The sequence below is a fragment of the Quadrisphaera granulorum genome (genome assembly GCF_003149145.1).
GTDB lineage: Bacteria > Actinomycetota > Actinomycetes > Actinomycetales > Quadrisphaeraceae > Quadrisphaera > Quadrisphaera granulorum.
Map to the genome: position 1 here is coordinate 24,762 of NZ_QGDQ01000024.1, position 20,341 is coordinate 45,102.

The following is a 20,341-nucleotide window of genomic DNA, read 5'->3' on the forward strand; positions in this document are numbered from 1 at the left end:
CAACCTAGCGTCGGACTCCGAGGAGCAGCGAGCCGCCCCATGCCGCGGCTCCCGCCGTCACCAGCGCGAACAGGCTCACCCACACCACCGCGGGTACCCCCGTCAGCCGGCCCAGCTGGTCGGCGTCGCTGCCGGAGGAGCGTCCGCGGCGGCGGGACCGCGCCAGCTCGGCCACCCCGCGCGGCGCGCCGAGCAGCAGACCCCACGCGAGCAGCGCGGCCACCACCTGCAGCACGGTCGCGCTGGCCCACCAGGTGACGGCCGCGGTGGGCAGCGCCGTCGCGGCGAGCGCGCCGACGGCTCGCCAGCCGCGCACCTGGACCGCGAGCAGGGCCAGCGCGAGCAGCACCGCCCAGAGCACGGCCGCCGGGCGGCCCGCGGCCAGCAGAGCCGCGGCGCCCAGGCCCACCAGCGCGGGCGCGGGATACCCGGCGAGCAGCACCGCGACGACGCCGAGCCCGCGCGCCGGTCCCACGGACACCGTCACCGCGGAGGCGTCGGGGTGCATCCGGATGCCGCGCAGCCTCCGTCCGACCACTGTCGCGACGAGGCCGTGCCCACCCTCGTGAGCAAGCACGAGTGCGGCACGCCACACGCGCCAGCTCGGCCGCCACACCACCACCGCGAGGGCGATGATCCCCGTGGCCACCGCCGTCGCCAGCGGTAGCGGTGGTGCGAGCGCCGTCGCGCGTGCCCAGACCTCGAAGAGCCAGCTCACGTCTCGGACAGCTGACCGGCCTCGACGTGCCAGCGCCGCGTCAGGCGCACGGCCTCCAGCAGGCGCCGGTCGTGGCTGACGAGCAGCAGGGTTCCGGTGTACTCCTCCAGCGCTGCCTCGAGCTGTTCGATGGCGGGCAGGTCGAGGTGGTTGGTGGGCTCGTCGAGCACGAGCAGGTTGACCCCGCGTGCCTGCAGCACAGCCAGGGCGGCGCGGGTCCGCTCACCCGGTGACAGCGTGGCCGCGGGCCGCAGCGCCGCGTCGCCCTTGAGGCCGAACTTGGCGAGCAGCGTGCGCACCTCCGCTGGGGGCGGGTCGTCGGGAAGTTGCGCGCGGACAGCGTCCAGCAGGGCGCCGCCGCGATGTCCGTCGTCGTCCAACGACCTGCGGGCCTGGTCGACCTCGCCCACCTGCGTACTCGCCCCCAGCGACGACGTGCCCGCCGCCAGCTCCGCGCGGCCCAGCAGGGCGGCCAGCAGCGTCGTCTTGCCGGCGCCGTTGGGGCCGGTGATGCCGATCCGGTCGCCGGCGTCCACCTGGGCGTTCACCGGTCCGAGCGTGAAGCCCCCGCGGCGCACCACCGCGCCGGACAGCACCGCGGCCACCGACGACCCCCGCGGGGCAGCGGCGATGGAGTACCGCAGCTCCCACTCCTTGCGGGGCTCCTCCACCACCTCCAGCCGCTCGATGCGCCGCTCGGTCTGGCGCGCCTTGGCGGCCTGCTTCTCGGTGGACTCCCGCTTGAAGGCCTTGGAGATCTTGTCCGGGTCTTTCGCTTTCCGGACGGCGTTCTTGACGCCCTTGTCCATCCAGGCGCGCTGCGTGCGGGCGCGTTCTTCCAGGCCGGCCTTGGTGTCGGCGAACTCTTCGTACGCCTCGCGCGCGTGCCGGCGGGCCACGGCCCGCTCCTCGAGGTAGGCCTCGTACCCGCCGCCGTACACGCCGACCTGCTGCTGGGCCAGGTCGAGCTCCACGACGGTGGTCACGGTGCGGGTGAGGAACTCGCGGTCATGGCTGACGACGACGACGCCCGCGCGTTGCTCGGCGACGAACCGCTCCAGCCGTGCGAGCCCGGCGAGGTCGAGGTCGTTGGTGGGCTCGTCGAGCAGCAGCAGGTCGAAGCGAGACAGCAGCAGCGCCGCCAGCCCGACGCGCGCGGCCTGCCCGCCGGACAGCGACGTCATGAGCGCGTCCGCCGAGACGCCGAGCCCGAGGTCGGCGAAGACGGCCGGCACGCGCTCGTCGAGGTCGGCGGCGCCGAGGGCCATCCAGCGTTCGAAGGCCTCCGAGTAGGCGTCCTCGGAGCCGGCCTCTCCCTGCTCCAGTGCCGCGAGCGACGCGTCGAGCTGCTCCTGTGCCGCGGCGACGCCGGTGCGGCGCGCCAGGAGCGCGGCCACGGTCTCGCCGGGGCGCCGGTCCACCTCCTGCGGTAGCCAGCCCACGGCGGCCCCCGGCGGTGACAGCGACACCGTGCCCGCGGTTGCCTCATCAGCCCCCGCCGTGTCCACGCCGGCCAGCAGCCTCAGCAGCGTCGACTTGCCCGCTCCGTTCGCTCCGACCAGCCCGACGACGTCACCGGGGGCGACCACGAGGTCCAGGCCGCTGAACAGCGTGCGGTCGGCGTGCCCGGCGGCCAGGCCCCGGGCGACGAGCGTGGCGCTCACGCTGGAAGCTCAGAGGCGACGTCGGCTTCGATGCCCGACAGGTCGAGGATGTCGGTGGCGGCGTCGTCGAGGCGGTCCGACAGCGCGTCGACCCCGGGGGAGAGCACGAGCAGCGGTCCGGTCTCGGCGAGCGTCGCGAAGATGCCGTCGTTACTGACGACCAGCACCTGCGGGCCGTCTTCCCCGGCCTCCAGCGCGGCGCGGGCGTCCGCGGCGGCAGCTTCCAGGAGCACGTAGTCGGCGACGTCGGAGCCGTCGGCCACCGGGATCGCCTGCTCGGCGAACTCCGCCAGGTGAGGCCGAGCCCTCTCCACGGCGCCGGCCTGCCCCGCCAGGTGGGCGGTGTCGGCCTGGCGCGCGAGCGTCACGACGGCCGCCATCCGCGCACGCCAGCGCGCCGGGCCGGCGCGCAGATTGTCGAGGTCGACCAGGAGCACGCGGCGGATGGGCAGCGAGAGCCACAGCGGCCGGTCGGTGAGCAGGGCACAGAGCGCGTCGGCCAACGGATCCGGTGCTGGCTTCGCTGCCGGCGCCGGACCAGGGGTGACCGGCGTGGTTCGGCGGGGCCAGCGGGCGCGCAGCACCGCGAGGTCGATCCACTCGTAGTCGTCGGCCTCGCTCGGCCCGCCTCCTAGCCCCACGCGCGCCATCCTCGCAGGGCGACCTAGCGTGGCTCCCATGAGCGCCGCATCGATCGCCGCCCCGAGCCGGTGGACGTGGTCCTTCGAGGACGCCGAGGGCAGCCCGGTGTCACCATCGGGTGTCGAGCAGCCCGAGGGCGGTTTCGGGGCCCAGGCCGACGCCGAGACGTGGGTCGGCCTGAACTGGCGGCCGCTGCTGGCGGGAGGCGCTGAGGGCGCCGTCCTGCTGCGTGACAACGGACGCGTCTACGGGCCGATGCCCCTGCGCCCCGCCGAGTAACGCCGAGAAACTCAGCCGATCTGCTGGCCCCGGGTGACCTGTGGCTTGGGGATGCGGCTGCGGCGCAGCTGCAGGGCGCGCATCACGGCGTAGCCGACCACGCCGGTGCGGACCAGCGCCTCGGCGCCGAACTTCGCCTCGACCAGCCGGCGCACCCGCCGGCGCAGGAAGAGCGAGTCGACGACGACGGCGATGAGCCCGACGTACAGCAGCGCGTACGAGGCGAAGAAGAGGGTGTTGTTGCGGGTGCTACTCACGCCCAGCTGGACCAGCAGCAGCACGAGCACGAAGGGGAGGAAGTACTCCCCGAGGTTGCGGCGCGAGTCGACGATGTCGCGGACGTACCGCTTGACGGGGCCGCGGTCGCGCAGGGTGAGGTACTTCTCCTCACCGTTGATGCGGCCCTGCTGCACGCGGCGGCGTTCGTCGCGCATCGCCTCCTTGGAGCTGGCGCTGGCGGCTTTGCGGTCCGTCGGCACCAGGGGACGGCGGTTGGCCGCCTCGCGCTCGGCGCGCGTGGGTGTCGGCCTGCCCTTGCCCTGACCCGGCTGACTCCCCGACGGACCAGCGGGCCCCCCAGAGGGAGTTGCCGGGGTGGGGGGCTCCTTCGTCCGTCCGAACACACCCCAAGAGTAGGTCAAGGACGGCTGGCCTCCCGGACCATGTACTCGGCCAGCCGATCGCCGTACCGCGAACGGACGCGCTGGCGGACGTCGTCGTCGTGACGCGGGACCGGCTCCAGGAACACCTCCGCGACGTCGGGGAAGGCTTCCTCGACACCGCCGCCGATCCGCACCATGGCCCGTTCGACCTCCGCGGAGGTGAGGCCGTCGGCGAGGTCGAGGCGGGCACACACGAGGACGGCGTCGGTTCCGAGCTGCAGGGTGAGGAGGTCGACGACGGCGTCGACCTCGGGCTCGTCACCGAGGTGCCGGAGCACGGCGCGCACGAGGCGCGGGTCGGCCTGGACGTCGGTGAGCAGCCGCTTGTTCGTCAACCCGAGGCGCAGCGCCACGGCCGCGAGCACCACGGCGATGGCGAGCGAGGCGATGCCGTCCCAGAAGGCATGCCCGGTGACCTGGTGGAGGACGTTGCCGGCTGCCGCGAGCAGCAACCCGATGAGGGCGGCCGAGTCCTCGAAGACCACCGTGGTCGCCGTGGGGTCGTCGCTGGTGCGCAGGAACCCCCGGAAGCTCTGCCGGTGCTGGCGGGCTTCGTCGCGGGTCTGCTGCAGTCCGCGGACCAGGGAGGCGCCCTCCAGGACGAACGCGACCCCTAGCACCACGTAGTTGACCAGCGGCGAGGCGATGTCGTGCTCCCCGGAGGTGAGCGCGTGGACGCCCTCGAAAGCGGAGTACAGCGCCCCGGTGACGAAGATCGACCCTGCCGCCAGCAGCGCCCAGAAGTACCGGACCCGGCCGTAGCCGAACGGGTGGGCGCGGTCGGCGGGCTTCGCGCTGCCGCGCAGCGCGATGAGCAGGAAGACCTGGTTCAGCGTGTCGGCGAAGGAGTGCGCCGTCTCCGCGGCCATCGAGGCCGACCCGGTGAGCACCGCCGCGACACCCTTGGCGAGGGCGACGAGAAGGTTCGCGCCGAGGGGAGAGCACCGTGACGGTGCTCTCCCCTCCCGCGCGCTTCTCGGGTTCCTCGGGCACCCGCAGAGCCTGCCGTGCGGTGACCCGGTCCGCGCGTCGAAGAGCTCCGGTCGTACCGTCCGGAGACATGACCAGCAGCGAGACCAGCAGCAAGACTGTGGAAGACGCCGTCCGCGCCGCCCTGCCGGGCGCTCGCGCGGACCTCGAGGCCCTCGTGAGGATCCCCAGCGTCTCGGCCACCTCCCCCGACGAGGTGCGCCGCAGCGCCGACGCCGTGGTCGACCTGCTGCACTCGGCCGGTCTCGACGACGTCCGCGTCCTCACGTCCGCCCGCCCCGACGGCTCGCCCGGCATGCCCGCCGTCGTCGGTCGCCGTCCCGCGCCCGCCGGTGCGCCGACCGTGCTGCTCTACGCCCACCACGACGTCCAGCCGCCCGGCACCCCTGACGGCTGGACCACGCCGGCCTTCGAGCCTGTCGAGCGGGATGGCCGCCTGTTCGCCCGCGGCGCCGCGGACGACAAGGCCGGCGTGCTCGTGCACGTCGGGGCCCTGCGCGCGCTCCTGCCGACCTGGGGCCCGGACGAGGGCGTCGGCATCGTCGTCTTCGTCGAAGGGGAGGAGGAGGTCGGCTCGCCGTCGTTCTCCGCGTTCCTGGCCGAGCACCGCGACGCGCTGGCCGCCGACGTCATCGTCGTCGCCGATTCCGACAACTGGTCCGTCGACACCCCTTCCCTCACCACGAGCCTGCGGGGCCTCGTCGACGCCACCGTCACCGTGCGGACCCTCGACCACGCGGTGCACTCCGGGATGTACGGCGGTCCGGCGCTCGACGCGACCACCGCGCTGGTCCGGTTGCTGGACCGTCTTCGCGACGACGACGGCGCCATCGCCGTTCCCGGGCTGCGCCCCACCGACGGCCCTGAACCCACGGGGCTGCCCGAGGTGACCGAGGAGCGGTTCCGCACCGACGCGGGCGTCCTCGACGGCGTCGCGCTGCTCGGCTCGGGTCCGCTCGCGCAGCGGCTGTGGCACCGCGCCGCCATCACCGTCATCGGAATGGACGTCACGCCCCTCGCCCAGGCCTCCAACACCCTCGCGCCCACCTCCCGCGCCCGCCTGTCCCTGCGCGTGCCGCCGGGGCTGGCACCCGCGAAGGCCTACGAGCTGCTGCGTGACCACCTTCTCGCCACCGCCCCGCTCGGCGCGCACGTCGAGGTGGAGCTCGACGAGTCAGGTCAGCCGTTCGCCGGCGACGTCGACGGACCCGTCTACGACGCTGCCCGCGCCGCCCTGGCCCGCGCCTGGGGCCTGGCCTCGGCGGACGACGTCGTGCACGCCGGCGTCGGCGGGTCGATCCCCTTCATCGCCGAGCTCGTCGAGGCCTTCCCCGGCGCGACGGTGCTCGTCACCGGCGTGGAGGACCCGGACACCCGCGCCCACGGCCAGGACGAGTCGCTCTCGCTGGCGGTCTTCGAGCGGGCCCTGCTCGCGGAGGCGCTGCTGCTCGACTCGCTCGCTGCCCTGCGCTGAAGAAGGGCTGACGTGAGGGTGCTCGTCGCCCCGGACGGCTTCACGGGCACCCTCACCGCCCCCGAGGCCGCCGCGGCGATGGCGGAGGGCTGGTTGCACACCCGTCCCGGCGACGACGTGGACCTGTGCCCGATGTCCGACGGCGGGCCCGGCTTCCTCGACGTGCTCGAGGCCGCCGCGCCCGCCTCCCGGCGCGTCGAGGTCCCCACCACCGGCCCGCTCGGCGCCCCGGTGACCGCCCCCGTCCTGTTCCTCGACGGCACGACGGCGACGGCGGCCGTCGAGTCCGCGCTGGCCTGCGGCACGGCGCTGCTGCCCGTCGCCGTGCCCGTCGCCGAGCGTGACGCCCTCGGCGCAACCACCGTCGGTGTGGGGGCGCTGCTGGCGGCCGCCCGGGCAGGACTGCCTCCCTCGGGCCCGCGGCGCGTGCTCGTGGGCCTGGGCGGCAGCGCCACCACCGACGGGGGAGCGGGGGCGCTCGCGGCGCTCGCCCGCGCCGACGAGCCGTTCCTCACCAGCGGGGGAGGGGCCGTCCGCTCCGTGCGCGCCGAGCATCTGTCCTGGCTCCCGGCGCTGCGCGCGGCCTGGGCCGAGGTCGACCTCGTCGCGGCCACCGACGTCGACGTCCCCCTGCTCGGGCCCCACGGCGCCGCGCACGGCTTCGGGCCACAGAAGGGCGCCTCCCCAGCGGACGTCGCGCTGCTGGAGGAGGCGCTCGCGGCGTGGCGCGACGCCGTCGAGGAGGTCGAGCCCGTCACCACCGGGGTGGCGCGCGCGCCGGGCGCTGGGGCGGCCGGCGGCCTGGGGTACGGGCTGCTCGTGCTGGGTGGCCACCGTGAGGCGGGTGCTCGGGCGGTGGCGCAGGCCGTCGGGCTGGCGGACCGGGTCGCGCGCGCCGACGTCGTCCTCACCGGGGAGGGGAGCCTCGACTGGCAGTCACTGCACGGGAAGGTCGTGGCGGAGGTCGCCCGGCTCGGCGTCCGCACGGGGACGCCGGTGGTCGCGGTCGCCGGGCAGGTCCGTCTCGACGTCGCGCAAGCAGTCGGCGCAGGCCTGGCGCTGGTCCACGCCGTCGTCGAGGACGCGGCCCACCATCCGGGTGAGCTGGAACGCTCGCTGGCCTCTCCCGGCCCTGCGCTGGCCGCCGCGACGGCCGAGGCAGCTGCTCAGTGGGCGTAGCCTGGCTGGAAGACTGGCGGGAACAGTGGTGCCGCGCCCCGCGTTGCAGACCGCATACTCGCCGAGACGAGCCCCTGTGCCGAGGAGGACCAGTGACCGACCTGGCAGATTCACGTGCTGACACGCCTACCACCAAGGAGCACGGCGTCGAGCTGACCGACGTCGCCGCTGACAAGGTGCGCAGCCTGCTCGAGCAGGAGGGCCGTGATGACTTGCGCCTGCGCGTCGCCGTGCAGCCCGGCGGCTGCTCGGGCCTGATCTACCAGCTGTACTTCGACGAGCGCTTCCTCGACGGAGACGCCGCCCGTGACTTCGACGGCGTCGAGGTCATCGTCGACAAGATGAGCCGTCCCTACCTCGAGGGCGCCGTCATCGACTTCGCCGACTCGATCGAGAAGCAGGGGTTCACCATCGACAACCCCAACGCGCAGAGCAGCTGCGCCTGCGGCGACTCGTTCCACTGAGCCCGCTCCTTCCCTGAACCTGCGAGAGCCGCCGCCGTCCCCGTACGCCACGGGGTTGGCGGCGGCTCTCGCGCGTCTGGAGGCGGCGGCCGCTGCCGGGGAGGCCGTGGGCGAGGTCGCTGGCACCGGCGGAGACCTGGAACCCGGCACCCTCCTGGCGGCCTACCGCGTGGGCCTGTTCCCCATGGGGGTGGGCGGGGGAGGGGCCGGCCCCATCGGCTGGTGGAGCCCGGACCCGCGGGGCGTGCTGCCGCTCGACGGTCTACGGGTCTCGAAGTCGCTGCGGCGGTCGGTGCGCCGGTACGAGACCACGGTGGACACCGCCTTCGACGATGTCGTCGAGGGCTGCGCCGATCCGTCCCGGCCTCACCGGTGGATCACCCCCGAGGTGGCCGCCGCCTACGGCCGGCTGCACCGCCTGGGGTGGGCGCACTCCGTGGAGGTGTGGGACGGCGCACCCGGGGAGCGACTGGTCGGCGGGCTCTACGGCGTGTCGGTCTCGGGTCTGTTCGCCGGCGAGTCGATGTTCTCGCGAGCCACCGACGCCTCGAAGGTCGCGCTGGTGCGGCTGGTGTCGGTCCTTCATGCCGACGGCGACCCGCGTCGGCTCCTGGACGTGCAGTGGAGCACGTCGCACCTGGCCAGCCTGGGTGTTGTCGAACTGTCACGCGCGGACTACGCGAAGGCGCTCCGGAGAGCACTCGAGGCACCTCCACCGGTGTGGTGATCTCGTCACCGGCGTTACTCCGGGTGGGGGAGATCACAGCTCCGGCGCGGCGTGCCCCCAGGAGGGTGGTGGAGGGTCCCGGCGGGGTACTGTGCCAGCGATCCGGGTCCTCCGCCGCGGCGCCCTTCGGCGACACGAGCGCCGGGGCCGCCAGACGAGCAGGAGCGCACGTGTCGCAGCAGCACCGTTCCGGACCGACCGGGACCCGCCGGGCCTCCGTGGCCTGGGGCGTCGTCGCTCTGGCAGCGACCGCCCTTACTTCCGGCTGTACAGCAGCCGTCAATGATGATGTCAAGCGTGGGTGGTTGCCTCCCGAGACGGAAGGCGCCACCACGACAACCGCCCTTTCGGAGCACCTCTGGGTGGGTTCGTGGATCGCGGCGCTCGTCGTCGGGGTCATCACGTGGGGCGTGATGCTTTACGCCATCGTGAAGTTCCGGCGCCGCAAGGGCGAGGCGGGCCTTCCGGCCCAGCTCCGCTACAACGTGCCGGTCGAGATGCTCTTCACGATCATGCCGCTGTTCATGGTGGCGGTGCTGTTCTACTTCACCGCCCGTGACCAGCACATCCTCGAGAACCGCTACCAGGAGCCCGAGGTCAACATCGAGGTCGTGGGCAAGCGGTGGGCGTGGGACTTCAACTACACCGACTCGGGCGTCTACGACACCGGCATCCAGGCCGCGCAGACCCCCGACGGTCTCGACTTCGACGTCCCGGGAACCATCCCCACGCTGTACCTCCCGGTCGACAAGAAGATCGAGCTGAAGCTCACCGCGCGTGACGTCATCCACGACTTCTACGTCCCGGCGTTCTCCTACAAGAAGGACGTCATCCCGGGGCACACGAACTACATGGCCATTACGCCTACCAAGACGGGCGACTACATCGGCCGCTGCGCCGAGCTGTGCGGCGAGGGCCACAGCCGCATGATCTTCAAGGTGAAGGTCGTGTCCCAGGCGGACTACGACCAGCACATGGAAGATCTGCGAGCCGCTGGCAACGTGGGCGAGCTGAGCCCCGACATCGGCCCGGCGCACTCCGTCCCCGGCGAGGGCCAGGCAGAGACCGACTCCGAGGGAGCCAACGGATGACCACCTACTACGAGGCCGGTGGCGCCGCCGGGGCCTCGCGGTCGCGAGCGATCAGCGATCGCGAGGCGATGGGCCGCATCGTCGTCAAGTGGATCACCAGCACCGACCACAAGGTCATCGGTGCGATGTACATGATCGCCAGTTTCATCTTCTTCCTGCTGGGTGGCGTCATGGCGCTGCTCATCCGCGCCGAGCTCTTCGAGCCCGGCCTGCAGGTGGTCAAGACGGGCGAGCAGTACAACCAGTTGTTCACCATGCACGGCACGGTGATGCTCCTGCTCTTCGCGACACCACTGTTCGCGGGTTTCGCTAATGCGATCATGCCGCTGCAGATCGGCTCGCCGGACGTGGCGTTCCCGCGCCTGAACATGCTGTCGTTCTGGCTGTTCCTCTTCGGTTCGCTCATCGTCATGGCGGGCTTCCTGGCGCCGTCGGGTGCGGCGAGCTTCGGCTGGTTCGCCTACAGCCCGCTCTCGGACGACTCCTTCACCCCCGGCATCGGCGGTGACCTGTGGGTGCTCGGCCTGGCGATGAGCGGCTTCGGCACCATCCTGGGGGCCGTCAACTTCATCACCACGATCATCTGCATGCGCGCGCCCGGCATGACCATGTGGCGCATGTCGCTGTTCACCTGGACGGTGCTCATCACGAGCGTCCTGGTGATCATGGCTTTCCCGGCCCTCGCGGCGGCACTCTTCGCCCTCGCGGCAGACCGCATCTTCCAGGCCCAGGTGTTCAACCCCGAGAACGGCGGCGCCATCCTGTGGCAGCACCTGTTCTGGTTCTTCGGGCACCCCGAGGTCTACATCATCGCGTTGCCGTTCTTCGGCATCATCAGCGAGATCCTGCCGGTCTTCAGTCGCAAGCCGCTCTTCGGCTACAAGTCGTTGGTCTACGCGACCATCGCGATCGCCGGTCTGTCCGTGGCCGTGTGGGCCCACCACATGTACGTGACGGGTGCGGTGCTGCTGCCGTTCTTCGCCTTCACCACGATGCTCATCGCGGTGCCGACGGGCGTGAAGTTCGTCAACTGGATCGGCACCATGTGGAGCGGGTCGATCACCTTCGAGACGCCGATGCTGTGGTCGATCGGCTTCCTCATCACGTTCCTCTTCGGTGGCCTGACCGGCATCATCCTGTCGAGCCCCCCGCTCGACTTCATCATCTCGGACAGCTACTTCGTGGTGGCGCACTTCCACTACGTGGTGTTCGGCACGGTGGTGTTCGCGATGTTCGCCGGCTTCTACTTCTGGTGGCCGAAGTGGACCGGTCGCATGCTGGACGAGACGCTCGGCAAGTGGCACTTCTGGTTGCTGTTCGTGGGCTTCCACGGCACGTTCCTCATCCAGCACTGGCTGGGCGTGCGCGGCTTCCCGCGTCGCTACGCGGACTACTCCGCCACCGACCAGTTCACGTGGATGAACCAGCTCTCCACCATCGCGTCCTTCATCCTCGCGGCGTCCTTCATCCCCTTCATCCTGGCGGTGTACAAGGCCGTGCGGTCCCCGAAGGTCGAGGTCGACGACCCGTGGGGCTTCGGCCGTTCCCTGGAGTGGGCCACCGCTTGCCCGGTGCCGCGCCACAACTTCACGTCGCTGCCGCGCATCCGCAGCGAGTCGCCGGCGTTCGACCTGCACCACCCGGAAGTGGCCGCGGCTGACCGCGCCACGCCGGACCAGAACCTGCTCGACAAGCTGGTCGGCGAGCCCGACCTCCGGGGGAAGTGAGCATCCGTGAAGACCGAGTTCTGGACCTTCGGCGGCGGTGCGTTCTTCTTCCTGCCGCTGGCCGTCGTCTACGGCGTCCTGTCGAGCTGGGAGACTGTTGGCACCGTCTGTCTGTTCCTGACGGGCGGGATGGCCAGCCTCATGGGCGCCTACCTGTGGCTGACCTCGCGGCGCATCGACCCGCGCCCCGAGGACGACGTCTTCGGTGAGATCGCCGACGGCGCCGGCGAGCAGGGCGTGTTCCCGCCGCACTCCTGGTGGCCGCTGGCCATCAGCCTGTGCATCTCGCTGGTCGTCTGCGGACTCGCCGTGGGGTGGTGGCTGTCGCTGCTCGGCGGCCTCCTCGCGCTGGTCTGCCTCGTGGGGTGGCTCTTCGAGTTCTACCGCGGGGCCCACGCCCACTGAGGATGCGTCACAGCTTTTCCCGAAGGGCCCCGGAGCAACTGCTCCGGGGCCCTTCGGCGTCGTGAGGCGATTTCCCGAACGACCCGGGAAGGTATTCCGCTTCCCTGTGGCCATGCTCACGTTGCTGCGCCTCACCGGGTGGTCCGCGCTGACCGCCGCCTTTGCCCACCTCCTGCAGTTCCTCGTCCTGGGGATCGGCCCCGTGCTCGACGAGCCGGAGTTCCCCACGCCTGGCGAGGCCGCGAGCAACTACTGGTTCGGGGTGGCGGGTGCCACCACCTTCACCGTGATCGGGCTCGCCTACCTGGTCTTCTTCAGCGCCGCGACCGCGCTCGTGTGGCAAGACGCGACAGGCACCGATGCCGCCTGGAGTCGGGCAGCGCACTCTGCGACCGTGGTGGGAGTGACGGGGTGGTTCCTCGCCGGGATGACCAACATCGCTCGCCGCGGCTTCAACGCGACCGCGATCGACGAGGTCACCACCGACCCTTCGGTCGCGCGAGCAGCCCTGCAGTCGACCGACGTCCTGCTGACGACGGCGGCGACCGCGACGGCGGTGGTGCTCTGCGCCTGGCGGTTCGCCTTCGCGGTCCGAGCCGTCAAGACCGGGACGCTCGGCCTGCCGACGGCGGTCGCCGTCGTGGTGCTGGGGGGCCTCGTGCCTTTGGCTGGATGGGTGGCGAACGTGGGCGGCATCCCCTCGAGCATCGTGGCGCTGCTCGTCCTGGGCGCCGCCCTCCTGCTCCGCGCCCGGAGGCTCGAGCGCGTTGGGGCAGCGTCATCGACGCCGACGCTTCCCGTGGCACCGTAGCCACGTGCGGACGCGGATGGTCGCGGTGACCGTCGTCATGGCGCTCGCGCACCTCGCCGACATCGTCTGGCTGGGCGCTGACGAGCGAGAGGGGAGTCCGGCGACGGTCGTGTTCGTCGCCGCTCTGAGCTTTCTCCTCTCCTGCTATCCCACGGGGCGGCCCGTGCCGCGGTGGACGCTCGCGGTGGCAGGCTGCCTGACGCTGCTGTTCGCGGGTGCCCAGGTCGCCGGCCCCGACGTCTCGGCGCGCGTGTGGTGGCCGTTGCCAGTGGTTCCCCTCCTGCTGCTCCTGACGGTGGGGGGACAGGGGTACCGGTACTGGCGACGGTCCAGCGCGGCCGAGCGTGAGGCAGTGCGCTGGCCGCTCCTGGCCGTCCTGGTGGTGGTGACCTTCTTCCTCACCGTGGACGTGGTCGCGGTCGCCGTCACCGGTGGCCCGGTTAGCGATCCGCCGCCGGTGCTGGTCGGAGTGCAGGAGGTCCTGTTCCTCGTGCCCGCAGCGGGCTTCCTCGCGGGTCTTCTCCTGCCGCCGAACGACCTCGTCGACAGGCTGCTCGCCGTCTGGGTGACGCTGGTGCTCGTGGGATCCGGCTTGGGCCTGCTCTTCGCAGGCTCTCTCGCGATCCTCATGACGTGGCTGGAGGTGCCCTGGGCCGCCGTCGCGGCGGCGGGGACTGCTGTGGTCGCGAGCCTCTGGGTCGTGCCAGCCGCCCAGCGGCTCGCGCGCAGGGTCGTCTTCCGCGGGCGGGAGGAGGAGCACCGGGCGGTTCACGAGCTGGCTCGTCGGCTCCAGGACGCTGTCGACCCGGTGGAGATCCCGCACCGGGCCGTGGAAGCGATCCGCGCCGCGATTGGAGCCGAGGCCGTCGTGCTGCGCCGCTCGGGCCAGGTCGACGCGTGGGCTGTCGCAGGCAGACCGGGGGAGAGCGTGCAGGGTGGGGTCGAGCACGTCGTGCGCTTTCTCGGCGTCCCCGTCGCCACGTTGACGCTCTGGCCGCGCCCCGCCGAGTCCGCGCTCGCCGCCGCCGACCTGCGCCTCCTCGACGCGCTGGCTGCCGCCGCAGCGCCGGCACTCCACAGCGCCCGGCTCGCCAGCGCCTTCCCCGAGCTCACCGACCGTGAGCGCCAAGTGCTCGCCGGGATCACCCGTGGCCTGCCGAACGCAGCCATCGCGGCTCGTCTGGGCGTCTCCACCAAGACCGTGGCCAACTACGTGTCCATCGTGCTCACCAAGCTTGGCGTCCCCGACAAGGAGCGGGCGGCCGAGCTCGCTCGGCGTCGCAGCGCGGCCGCAGGGTGAGCGATGGCCCCTTCAGTGTCAGGGCAGCTCTCCGAGGCCGGCCTCGCGAGCCCGTGCCGCAGCCTCCTCGCGATCACGCACGCGCAGCTTCGCGAGAACTGTCGCGACGTAGTTGTAGACCGTCTTCTCGGTGAGCCCGAGCCGTCGAGCGATGTCCACTGTGCCCAGGTCTGAGGCGAGCAGGGCGAGTACCTGGCGTTCGCGCCCGGTGAGGTCCGGGAAGGCGTCTGGGGCGTGCGTGCGGCCGGGGACGCGGACGAAGTGCTCGGTAAGCCTCCGGGCGGCCGCCGGGCTGAAGATGGCCTCGCCCTTCGCTACGGAGACGATCGCGCGCGTCAGCTCCTCCACCCCCGCGTGCTTGAGCAGGTACCCCCGCGCCCCTGCCCGCAGAGCCAGGAAGACCGAGGCGTCGTCGTGCATCGTCAGCACGAGCACGGCGGTCGCCGGTTGGCGCGTGACGATCCGCCGGGTCGCTTCCAGCCCTCCGATGCCGGGCATCGTCAGGTCCATGAGGACCACGTCCGGTGCCTCTCGCGCGGCCAGTGCCACGGCTTCCTCGCCGGTGGCCGCCTCGGCCACGAGCCGGATGCCGTGGTCTTCCGACGCGAGCATCGCCCGTACCCCCTCCCGGTAGAAGGGGTGGTCGTCGGCGAGCAGCACGCGCACGTGGCTCATGCGGCACCTCCAGTGACCGGCAGCCGGGCGACGATCCGTACACCAGTGCGGTCACTGTCGGTGGTGAGTTTCCCGCCGAGCTCGGCTGTGCGCTCACGCATGGTGCGAAGGCCCGCGCCGGGCACCGGGCACGCGGGCATCCCGTGGCCGTCGTCGACGATCTCGAGGACGAGCACGCCGTCGCCGTCGCCGTCGTCCTCGTGGTCGAGGGAGACGGTCACGTCGCACCGGGTGGCGTCGGCGTGCCGGACGGCGTTGCTGACCGCTTCCATCGCGATGCGGTAGGCGGCCTGCTCGACCTGCGGATCCAGAGGAGGCAGCGTGAACCCGTCGACCCTGACCCGCTCATCGCATGACCACGCCGCGGCGATCGCGCCGACGAGGCCCAGGCGGTCGAGCGCGGCGGGGCGCAGCGACTCGACGACGACGTGCAGCTCGGCGAGAGCCTCGTCGATGCCTTCCCGGGCGCCGTCGAGGAGGTGCCGCGTGCGGGCCGGGTCTGACGCAAGGGAGCGTAGGGCGAGGTCGATGCGCTGGGAGAGGCTGGCGAGGGTGGGTCCGAGACCGTCGTGCAGGTCGCGGTGCAGACGGTGGCGCTCCTCCTCTCTCGTGAGGATGAGCTCCGCGCGGGACCGCTGCAGCTCCTCGGTGACGATCCCGGCCCGGATCGCGACGGCGGCGTGCCGCGCAAGGCGCTGGACGAGGGCGAGGTCGCGAGGGCTCACCCGGTCCCACGGGCGCGGCGCGACGTCGATGCGGCCGAGCAGCGCGCCGTCGGAACGGATGTCGACGGTGGCCGCCTGGTCCAGCGCAGTGGCTGGCGCTCCCGCGGTGGCCTCGCGGGGCGGCGCGCCCTCGGGGAAGACCTGGACCCGCACCCGCGGGGAGCGAAGCGCCGACCGGACCGTCGACGCGATCCGCGACATGGCCCCATCGAGGTCGGACGTCGCGGACAGTTCTTCCCCGAGACGGCCGAGCGCGGCTGCGGGCTCGTCACGCAGCCCGTAGAGCCAGCGGTTGACACGCCGCTGCACCGCTCGGCGCAGTGGCCCCATACCCAGGGCAGTGACGGCTGTCGCGGCGACGACCAGCGCGGCCGGGGTGTCCGCGGGCTGGACGAGGCCCGCGGCACCGATGACGACGGCACAGCTCAGGGCCGTGAAGGCGGTCAGGGCCCCGTACACCAGGGCCCGTCCGACCACGAGGTCCACGTCGAAGAGGCGGTGGCGCAGCACGGCGCCGCCGATGGCCACGCAGAGCGACGTCGTGACGAGAGCCCCGCAGGCGGCGACGGCTGTCCGACCGGCAGCGGGCAGCGCCTCGATCGTGTGGACCGGAAGGGCGACGACGGCGAGGTACCAGGTCACCTGCAGCGTGAGGGCGAGGAGGAACCAGGTGGTCTGCTGACGCTCCAGCGGTGTGGAGACCGCGCGGTAGCGGTGGACCTGCGTGCCGACCAGGGTCAGCAGGAGGGGAGTCGTCAGGACGCCGAGGAGGACCTGGGCGGCCGGGGGAAAGGTGTCCCAGGGGAAGGCGAGGGCGAGAGCGGCCGCCGCCCCCCAACCGGCGATCAGCCAGCGGCTCCATCCGGGCACGAAGCGACCGTCGGGGAACAGGTAGGCCACCACAAGGAACCCGAAGCAGGACAGGACCGTGAAGGCGTCCAGGAGACGCGGTGGCCCCGACAGGGCGGTCACCGCACGCTCGGCAAGGTGCGTCGTTCCGAGGACGAACAGGACGAGGGCGAACGCGAGATAGGCCGTGAACCCCGGGTGCCGTGGGGCCCGCAGCAGGAGCCAGCCCGTGAGGAGTGCCGCGGTCAGGGGGAGCAGGTCGAAGGCGAGGAGCACGGTGTCCAGCGCCCTGGTCGGCGGCGTGCGTACCCCTGACACCACGACGGCGCCCGCGCAGACCAGGGCGAGCAGCGCAAGTGCACCGGAGAGCACCCGGGCACGGATCGCCACCACCCCCGCGAGCACGCGGCCAACCTAGAGCGAGACCCCGCCTCTGCGCTGTGTCCCCAAGAGCCAGACGACACCGAGCGGAAGCCACAGGAGCGCCAGCACGAACGGCGGCACGAACGCGTAGGCGACGACGCTGACGAGGAGGACCACGGTGCCGAGTGCCCCGACGACGGTGCCCGTGGTCCGGTGGATACCCGTCACGGAAAATGCGGCCGCGAGCAGGACGATCGCGGCCGCCGAGGCAGAGAAAGCGACATTGCTCGCGAGCTCGGCGGCCCGGAAGAGCCCGTCGTCACCGAGCCGCGCCCCGTCGAACCCTGCCGCGGCGATGCGGAGGACGGCGTCGACCACGCCGCCGGCCACGGCGAGCACCGCCGCCGCTGCGGCGAGGACGGGCTGGCGGGCGCCTCGGGGGCCGCCTCGGGGGTCGCGCAGTGTGAGCGCCACGACGGACACGCCCGCGTTCCCGATCACCATCGCCAGCAGGACCGTCAGCACCACGAGGGCCCACTGGTTCCCGAGCTGGTTCATCTGGTCACGTGTGATGTCGCTGAACGGCCCGATCCCGGCGCCGGAGAGCACGGCGACGTTCACGACGGGCACGAGCACGAAGGCGGGCAGCGAGGCGATGAGCAGCCATCCGCCGGTCCGTTGGAGCGGAACGGGGGTGGGGACGCTGGTGCGGGTCATGACCCCACGGTGCGATTCCCGGCATCCCAGGGACCAGGGGGACGCGGCGAGGGGCGGGTCCCGGACTTCTCCGGAACCCGCCCCTCGGCGGAGTGCGCCAGCGGCGTTCAGTACACCGACGCGTGAAGGACCTCAGTGGCCGTGGCTCGACCCGGTGCCGTGACCCGTGGCGCCGACGGCGGGCACGTCGTGACCGGACTCGACCTCGCCGTGGCCCCCGTGAGCATGAGCGGCCTCGAGCTCGGCAGGTGTGACGGGGGCGATGCGGTCTTCGAAGAAGAAGGCCGACAGACGCGCCCGCAGCTTGTCGAGCGTCGTGGCACGCCCCTGGGGCAGCGGCACCACGACCTCGTCCTCGTGCTGCACGAGGTTCCACCGCTCGTAGACGTCGAGGGGCTCGTGCACCTCGAAGTACTCACCGTCCGCGGTGCGGACGATGCGCCCGCTCTCGCGGCCGTGGAGCGCGAGCTCACGGTCACGACGCTGCAGCCCCAGGCAGATCCGCTTGGTCACCCAGAAGGCGATCGGCGGGCCCACGAAGAACAGCGTGCGGAGCACGTACGTCATGTCGTTGATGGAGATGTGGAAGTGCGTCGCCACGAGGTCGTTCGTGGCGGCGAGCGCCATGACCACGTAGAAGACGAGCGCCGCGACGCCCAGACCGGTGCGGGTCGGCTTGTTCCGGGGACGGTCGAGCAGGTGGTGCTCGCGGGTGTCACCGGTCAGCCACTGCTCGATCCAGGGGTAGGCGAACAGCCCCATGATCATGATTCCCGGGACCACTGCGCCCGGCAGGAGGATGTTCAGCGACCAGACGTAGCCGAACGTGGAGAACTCCGTCGGGACCGGTCCGAGCCAGCCCGGCATGAGCCGCAGGGCGCCGTCGACGAACAGGATGTACCAGTCGGGCTGAGTGCCGGCGCCGATCGGGGAAGGGTCGTAGGGCCCGTAGTTCCAGATCGGGTTGATCGTCACGGTGGCCGCCATGAGGACGACGACGCCGAAGACGATGAAGAAGAAGCCACCGGCCTTCGCGGCGTACACCGGCAGCACCGGGTAGCCCACGACGTTGTTGTTGGTGCGGCCCGGGCCGGGGAACTGCATGTGCTTGTGCATGACGAGCATCCCGAGGTGGATGCCGATCATCGCCAGCAGGGCGGCCGGGATGAGCATCACGTGCATGATGAACAGCCGCGGGATGATCACCTCGCCGGGGAACTCCCCGCCGAAGATGAAGAACGCCATGTACGTGCCGACCACCGGGATGGCCTGGATGACGCCCGAGATGATCCGCAGACCGTTGCCGGAGAGCAGGTCGTCAGGGAGCGAGTAACCGGTGAAGCCGGCAGCCAGGGCCAGGATGGCGAGCACGCAGCCCACCACCCAGTTCAGCTCGCGCGGCTTGCGGAACGCGCCGGTCACGAAGATGCGCGCCATGTGGGCGAGGATCGCCGCGACGAACAGCAGCGCAGCCCAGTGGTGGATCTGCCGGATCAGCAGTCCGCCGCGGATGTCGAAGCTGATGTGCAGCGTCGTGGCGTACGCCTCGGAGACCGTCTGCCCCACAAGCGCGGGGTAGCTGCCCTCGTAGGTGGTCAGCGCCATGCTCGGCGTGTACCAGAACGTCAAGAACGTCCCGGAGATGAGCAGGACGACGAACGTGTAGAGGCAGACCTCGCCCAGCATGAAGGACCAGTGGTCCGGGAAGATCTTTCGCGCAAAAGTCTTGACGATCTTCGACGCGCCGACGCGGTCGTCGACGTAGCCGGCGAGCGTCGCCGTCCTCTTGTCGGTGAGGATCGAGCTCACTCTGATTCGCCTCGCTCCCAGTAGCTCGGACCGGGCGGGTACGGGAAGTCGCGTTGCGCGACGAGGTACCCCTCGTTGTCCACCGTGATCGGAAGTTGCGGCAGCGGCCGCTTGGCCGGGCCGAAGATCACCTTGCAGTGCTGCGTCAGGTCAAAGGTCGACTGGTGGCACGGGCAGAGAAGGTGGTGTGTCTGCTGCTCGTAGAGAGCGACGGGGCAGCCGACGTGCGTGCAGATCTTGGAGTAGGCGTAGATGCCGTCGTAGTCCCAGCCGTCCCGCTCCGGGGCAGCCTGGACCTTCTCGGGCTGGATACGGATGAGGAGCACGGCCGCCTTTGCCTTCTCCTCGATCGGGTGGGCGGAGTCCTCCATGCCGTCGGGGATGACGTGGAAGACCGAGCCGTACGTGACGTCGGCGGCGCGGATGGGCGTGCCGTCGGGGTCACGGGTGAGCCGGACGCCGTTCTCCCACAGGGAGTGGCGGAGCACCTCGCCCGGCAGGGGGCCGAGGTCGCGGAAGAGCACCACCGCGGGGATCGGGAGGATGCCGAGGGCGCCGATGAGCGAGTTGCGGATCACCGTGCGGCGCATGACGCCGCTCTCCTCGACGCCGTCGAGGATGATGTTCGCCGCGTCGCGGCGGTCGTCCTCGGTGCCGGCAATGTCGTGCCGGAGCTCGATCTGCTCGTGGTCGGGCATGAGTGTCTTAGCCCAGTGCACGAGACCGATGCCGATGCAGAAGATCGCGAAGCCCAGACCGAGACCGAGGACCAGCGTCGAGAGCAGCAGCCGCTCGAAGCTCTTGTCCTCCTCGATGGGGAGGGCGAAGTAGCCAACCAGGAAGACGACCGTGCCCACTGCGGAGAGCAGGAAGATCGTCGAGACCTGGCGCTCAGCGCTGCGCGCCGCCTTCGGGTCGGTGTCCGTGACGCGGAACCGGTGGGCCGGCAGGCCAGGGTTGGCGAAGCGGTTCTCGAGGTCGGTGCCCTCGGGAGCGGCAAGATCGGTGCCGCCGCCGTGACTGTGCACGGCGGCGTGCCCCGTGGTGGGCGAGTCCTTCACGGCCGGTCC

20 protein-coding genes are annotated in these 20,341 nt (G+C 71.7%); 10 read left to right on the forward strand and 10 right to left on the reverse strand.

Annotated features, from left to right (window positions below):
- Nucleotides 1-4: 4 nt before the first annotated feature.
- From BXY45_RS16950 to BXY45_RS16960, 3 genes are read right to left on the reverse strand one after another with little or no spacing between them, the layout of a single operon-like run.
- Entirely contained in the window at nucleotides 5-718 is a 714-nt protein-coding gene (locus tag BXY45_RS16950) for a M50 family metallopeptidase (protein ID WP_109775706.1), read from the reverse strand.
- Complete coding sequence (locus tag BXY45_RS16955) at nucleotides 715-2,382, reverse strand: ABC-F family ATP-binding cassette domain-containing protein (protein WP_109775707.1); 1,668 nt, start codon at nucleotides 2,380-2,382, stop codon at nucleotides 715-717. The genes BXY45_RS16950 and BXY45_RS16955 overlap by 4 nt, the downstream gene beginning before the upstream one ends.
- Nucleotides 2,379-3,023: a hypothetical protein gene (locus tag BXY45_RS16960; protein ID WP_109775708.1), complete on the reverse strand. Its 645-nt coding sequence runs from the start codon at nucleotides 3,021-3,023 to the stop codon at nucleotides 2,379-2,381. The genes BXY45_RS16955 and BXY45_RS16960 overlap by 4 nt, the downstream gene beginning before the upstream one ends.
- Before the next feature lie 37 nt (nucleotides 3,024-3,060).
- Here BXY45_RS16960 and BXY45_RS16965 point away from each other — a divergent pair, with 37 nt between their 5' ends.
- Nucleotides 3,061-3,303, forward strand: a complete 243-nt coding sequence (locus BXY45_RS16965) for a hypothetical protein (protein WP_109775709.1) — start codon at nucleotides 3,061-3,063, stop codon at nucleotides 3,301-3,303.
- Between the two features lie 11 nt (nucleotides 3,304-3,314).
- Here the strand turns inward: BXY45_RS16965 and BXY45_RS16970 are convergent, their stop codons facing one another.
- A complete protein-coding gene (locus tag BXY45_RS16970) occupies nucleotides 3,315-3,926 on the reverse strand; it encodes a DUF3043 domain-containing protein (RefSeq protein ID WP_170131570.1) in 612 nt (203 codons plus the stop codon).
- Between the two features lie 14 nt (nucleotides 3,927-3,940).
- Nucleotides 3,941-4,855, reverse strand: coding sequence for a cation diffusion facilitator family transporter (locus BXY45_RS16975; RefSeq protein ID WP_109775711.1), 915 nt, complete (start codon nucleotides 4,853-4,855; stop codon nucleotides 3,941-3,943).
- A gap of 170 nt (nucleotides 4,856-5,025) precedes the next feature.
- Here BXY45_RS16975 and BXY45_RS16980 point away from each other — a divergent pair, with 170 nt between their 5' ends.
- From BXY45_RS16980 to BXY45_RS23900, 9 genes are all read left to right on the forward strand, one after another.
- Nucleotides 5,026-6,429, forward strand: a complete 1,404-nt coding sequence (locus BXY45_RS16980; protein WP_109775712.1) for a M20/M25/M40 family metallo-hydrolase — start codon at nucleotides 5,026-5,028, stop codon at nucleotides 6,427-6,429.
- Between the two features lie 12 nt (nucleotides 6,430-6,441).
- A complete protein-coding gene (locus BXY45_RS16985; protein WP_109775713.1) occupies nucleotides 6,442-7,608 on the forward strand; it encodes a glycerate kinase in 1,167 nt (388 codons plus the stop codon).
- A 101-nt stretch (nucleotides 7,609-7,709) separates the two neighbouring features.
- Nucleotides 7,710-8,072 (forward strand): iron-sulfur cluster insertion protein ErpA, encoded by a 363-nt coding sequence (gene erpA, locus BXY45_RS16990; protein WP_211319690.1) that lies wholly within the window; start codon nucleotides 7,710-7,712, stop codon nucleotides 8,070-8,072.
- A gap of 55 nt (nucleotides 8,073-8,127) precedes the next feature.
- Complete coding sequence (gene aat, locus BXY45_RS16995; protein ID WP_109775715.1) at nucleotides 8,128-8,799, forward strand: leucyl/phenylalanyl-tRNA--protein transferase; 672 nt, start codon at nucleotides 8,128-8,130, stop codon at nucleotides 8,797-8,799.
- A 218-nt stretch (nucleotides 8,800-9,017) separates the two neighbouring features.
- Nucleotides 9,018-9,890, forward strand: a complete 873-nt coding sequence (ctaC, locus tag BXY45_RS17000) for an aa3-type cytochrome oxidase subunit II (RefSeq protein ID WP_428842825.1) — start codon at nucleotides 9,018-9,020, stop codon at nucleotides 9,888-9,890.
- A gap of 68 nt (nucleotides 9,891-9,958) precedes the next feature.
- The gene (ctaD, locus tag BXY45_RS17005) at nucleotides 9,959-11,617 is read left to right on the forward strand and encodes an aa3-type cytochrome oxidase subunit I (protein ID WP_342799576.1); all 1,659 of its coding nucleotides are present in this window, start codon (nucleotides 9,959-9,961) and stop codon (nucleotides 11,615-11,617) included.
- 6 nt (nucleotides 11,618-11,623) lie between these two features.
- A complete protein-coding gene (locus BXY45_RS17010) occupies nucleotides 11,624-12,022 on the forward strand; it encodes a cytochrome c oxidase subunit 4 (protein ID WP_109775718.1) in 399 nt (132 codons plus the stop codon).
- Nucleotides 12,023-12,134: 112 nt separating this feature from the next.
- Nucleotides 12,135-12,833 carry a hypothetical protein gene (locus tag BXY45_RS17015; protein ID WP_146211247.1) on the forward strand — a complete coding sequence of 233 codons (699 nt, stop codon included), beginning with the start codon at nucleotides 12,135-12,137 and terminating at the stop codon, nucleotides 12,831-12,833.
- Between the two features lie 4 nt (nucleotides 12,834-12,837).
- A complete protein-coding gene (locus BXY45_RS23900; RefSeq protein WP_211319684.1) occupies nucleotides 12,838-14,133 on the forward strand; it encodes a helix-turn-helix transcriptional regulator in 1,296 nt (431 codons plus the stop codon).
- 18 nt (nucleotides 14,134-14,151) lie between these two features.
- Here the strand turns inward: BXY45_RS23900 and BXY45_RS17025 are convergent, their stop codons facing one another.
- From BXY45_RS17025 to qcrA, 5 genes are all read right to left on the reverse strand, one after another.
- A complete protein-coding gene (locus BXY45_RS17025) occupies nucleotides 14,152-14,808 on the reverse strand; it encodes a response regulator transcription factor (protein WP_109775720.1) in 657 nt (218 codons plus the stop codon).
- Nucleotides 14,805-16,787: a sensor histidine kinase gene (locus BXY45_RS17030; protein WP_109775721.1), complete on the reverse strand. Its 1,983-nt coding sequence runs from the start codon at nucleotides 16,785-16,787 to the stop codon at nucleotides 14,805-14,807. Before BXY45_RS17030 ends, BXY45_RS17025 begins: the two co-directional genes overlap by 4 nt.
- Before the next feature lie 9 nt (nucleotides 16,788-16,796).
- Entirely contained in the window at nucleotides 16,797-17,462 is a 666-nt protein-coding gene (locus tag BXY45_RS17035; RefSeq protein ID WP_109775722.1) for a hypothetical protein, read from the reverse strand.
- A gap of 132 nt (nucleotides 17,463-17,594) precedes the next feature.
- Entirely contained in the window at nucleotides 17,595-19,271 is a 1,677-nt protein-coding gene (gene qcrB / locus BXY45_RS17040) for a cytochrome bc1 complex cytochrome b subunit (RefSeq protein WP_211319685.1), read from the reverse strand.
- Complete coding sequence (gene qcrA / locus BXY45_RS17045) at nucleotides 19,268-20,332, reverse strand: cytochrome bc1 complex Rieske iron-sulfur subunit (protein WP_245961887.1); 1,065 nt, start codon at nucleotides 20,330-20,332, stop codon at nucleotides 19,268-19,270. The genes qcrB and qcrA overlap by 4 nt, the downstream gene beginning before the upstream one ends.
- Nucleotides 20,333-20,341: the final 9 nt, after the last annotated feature.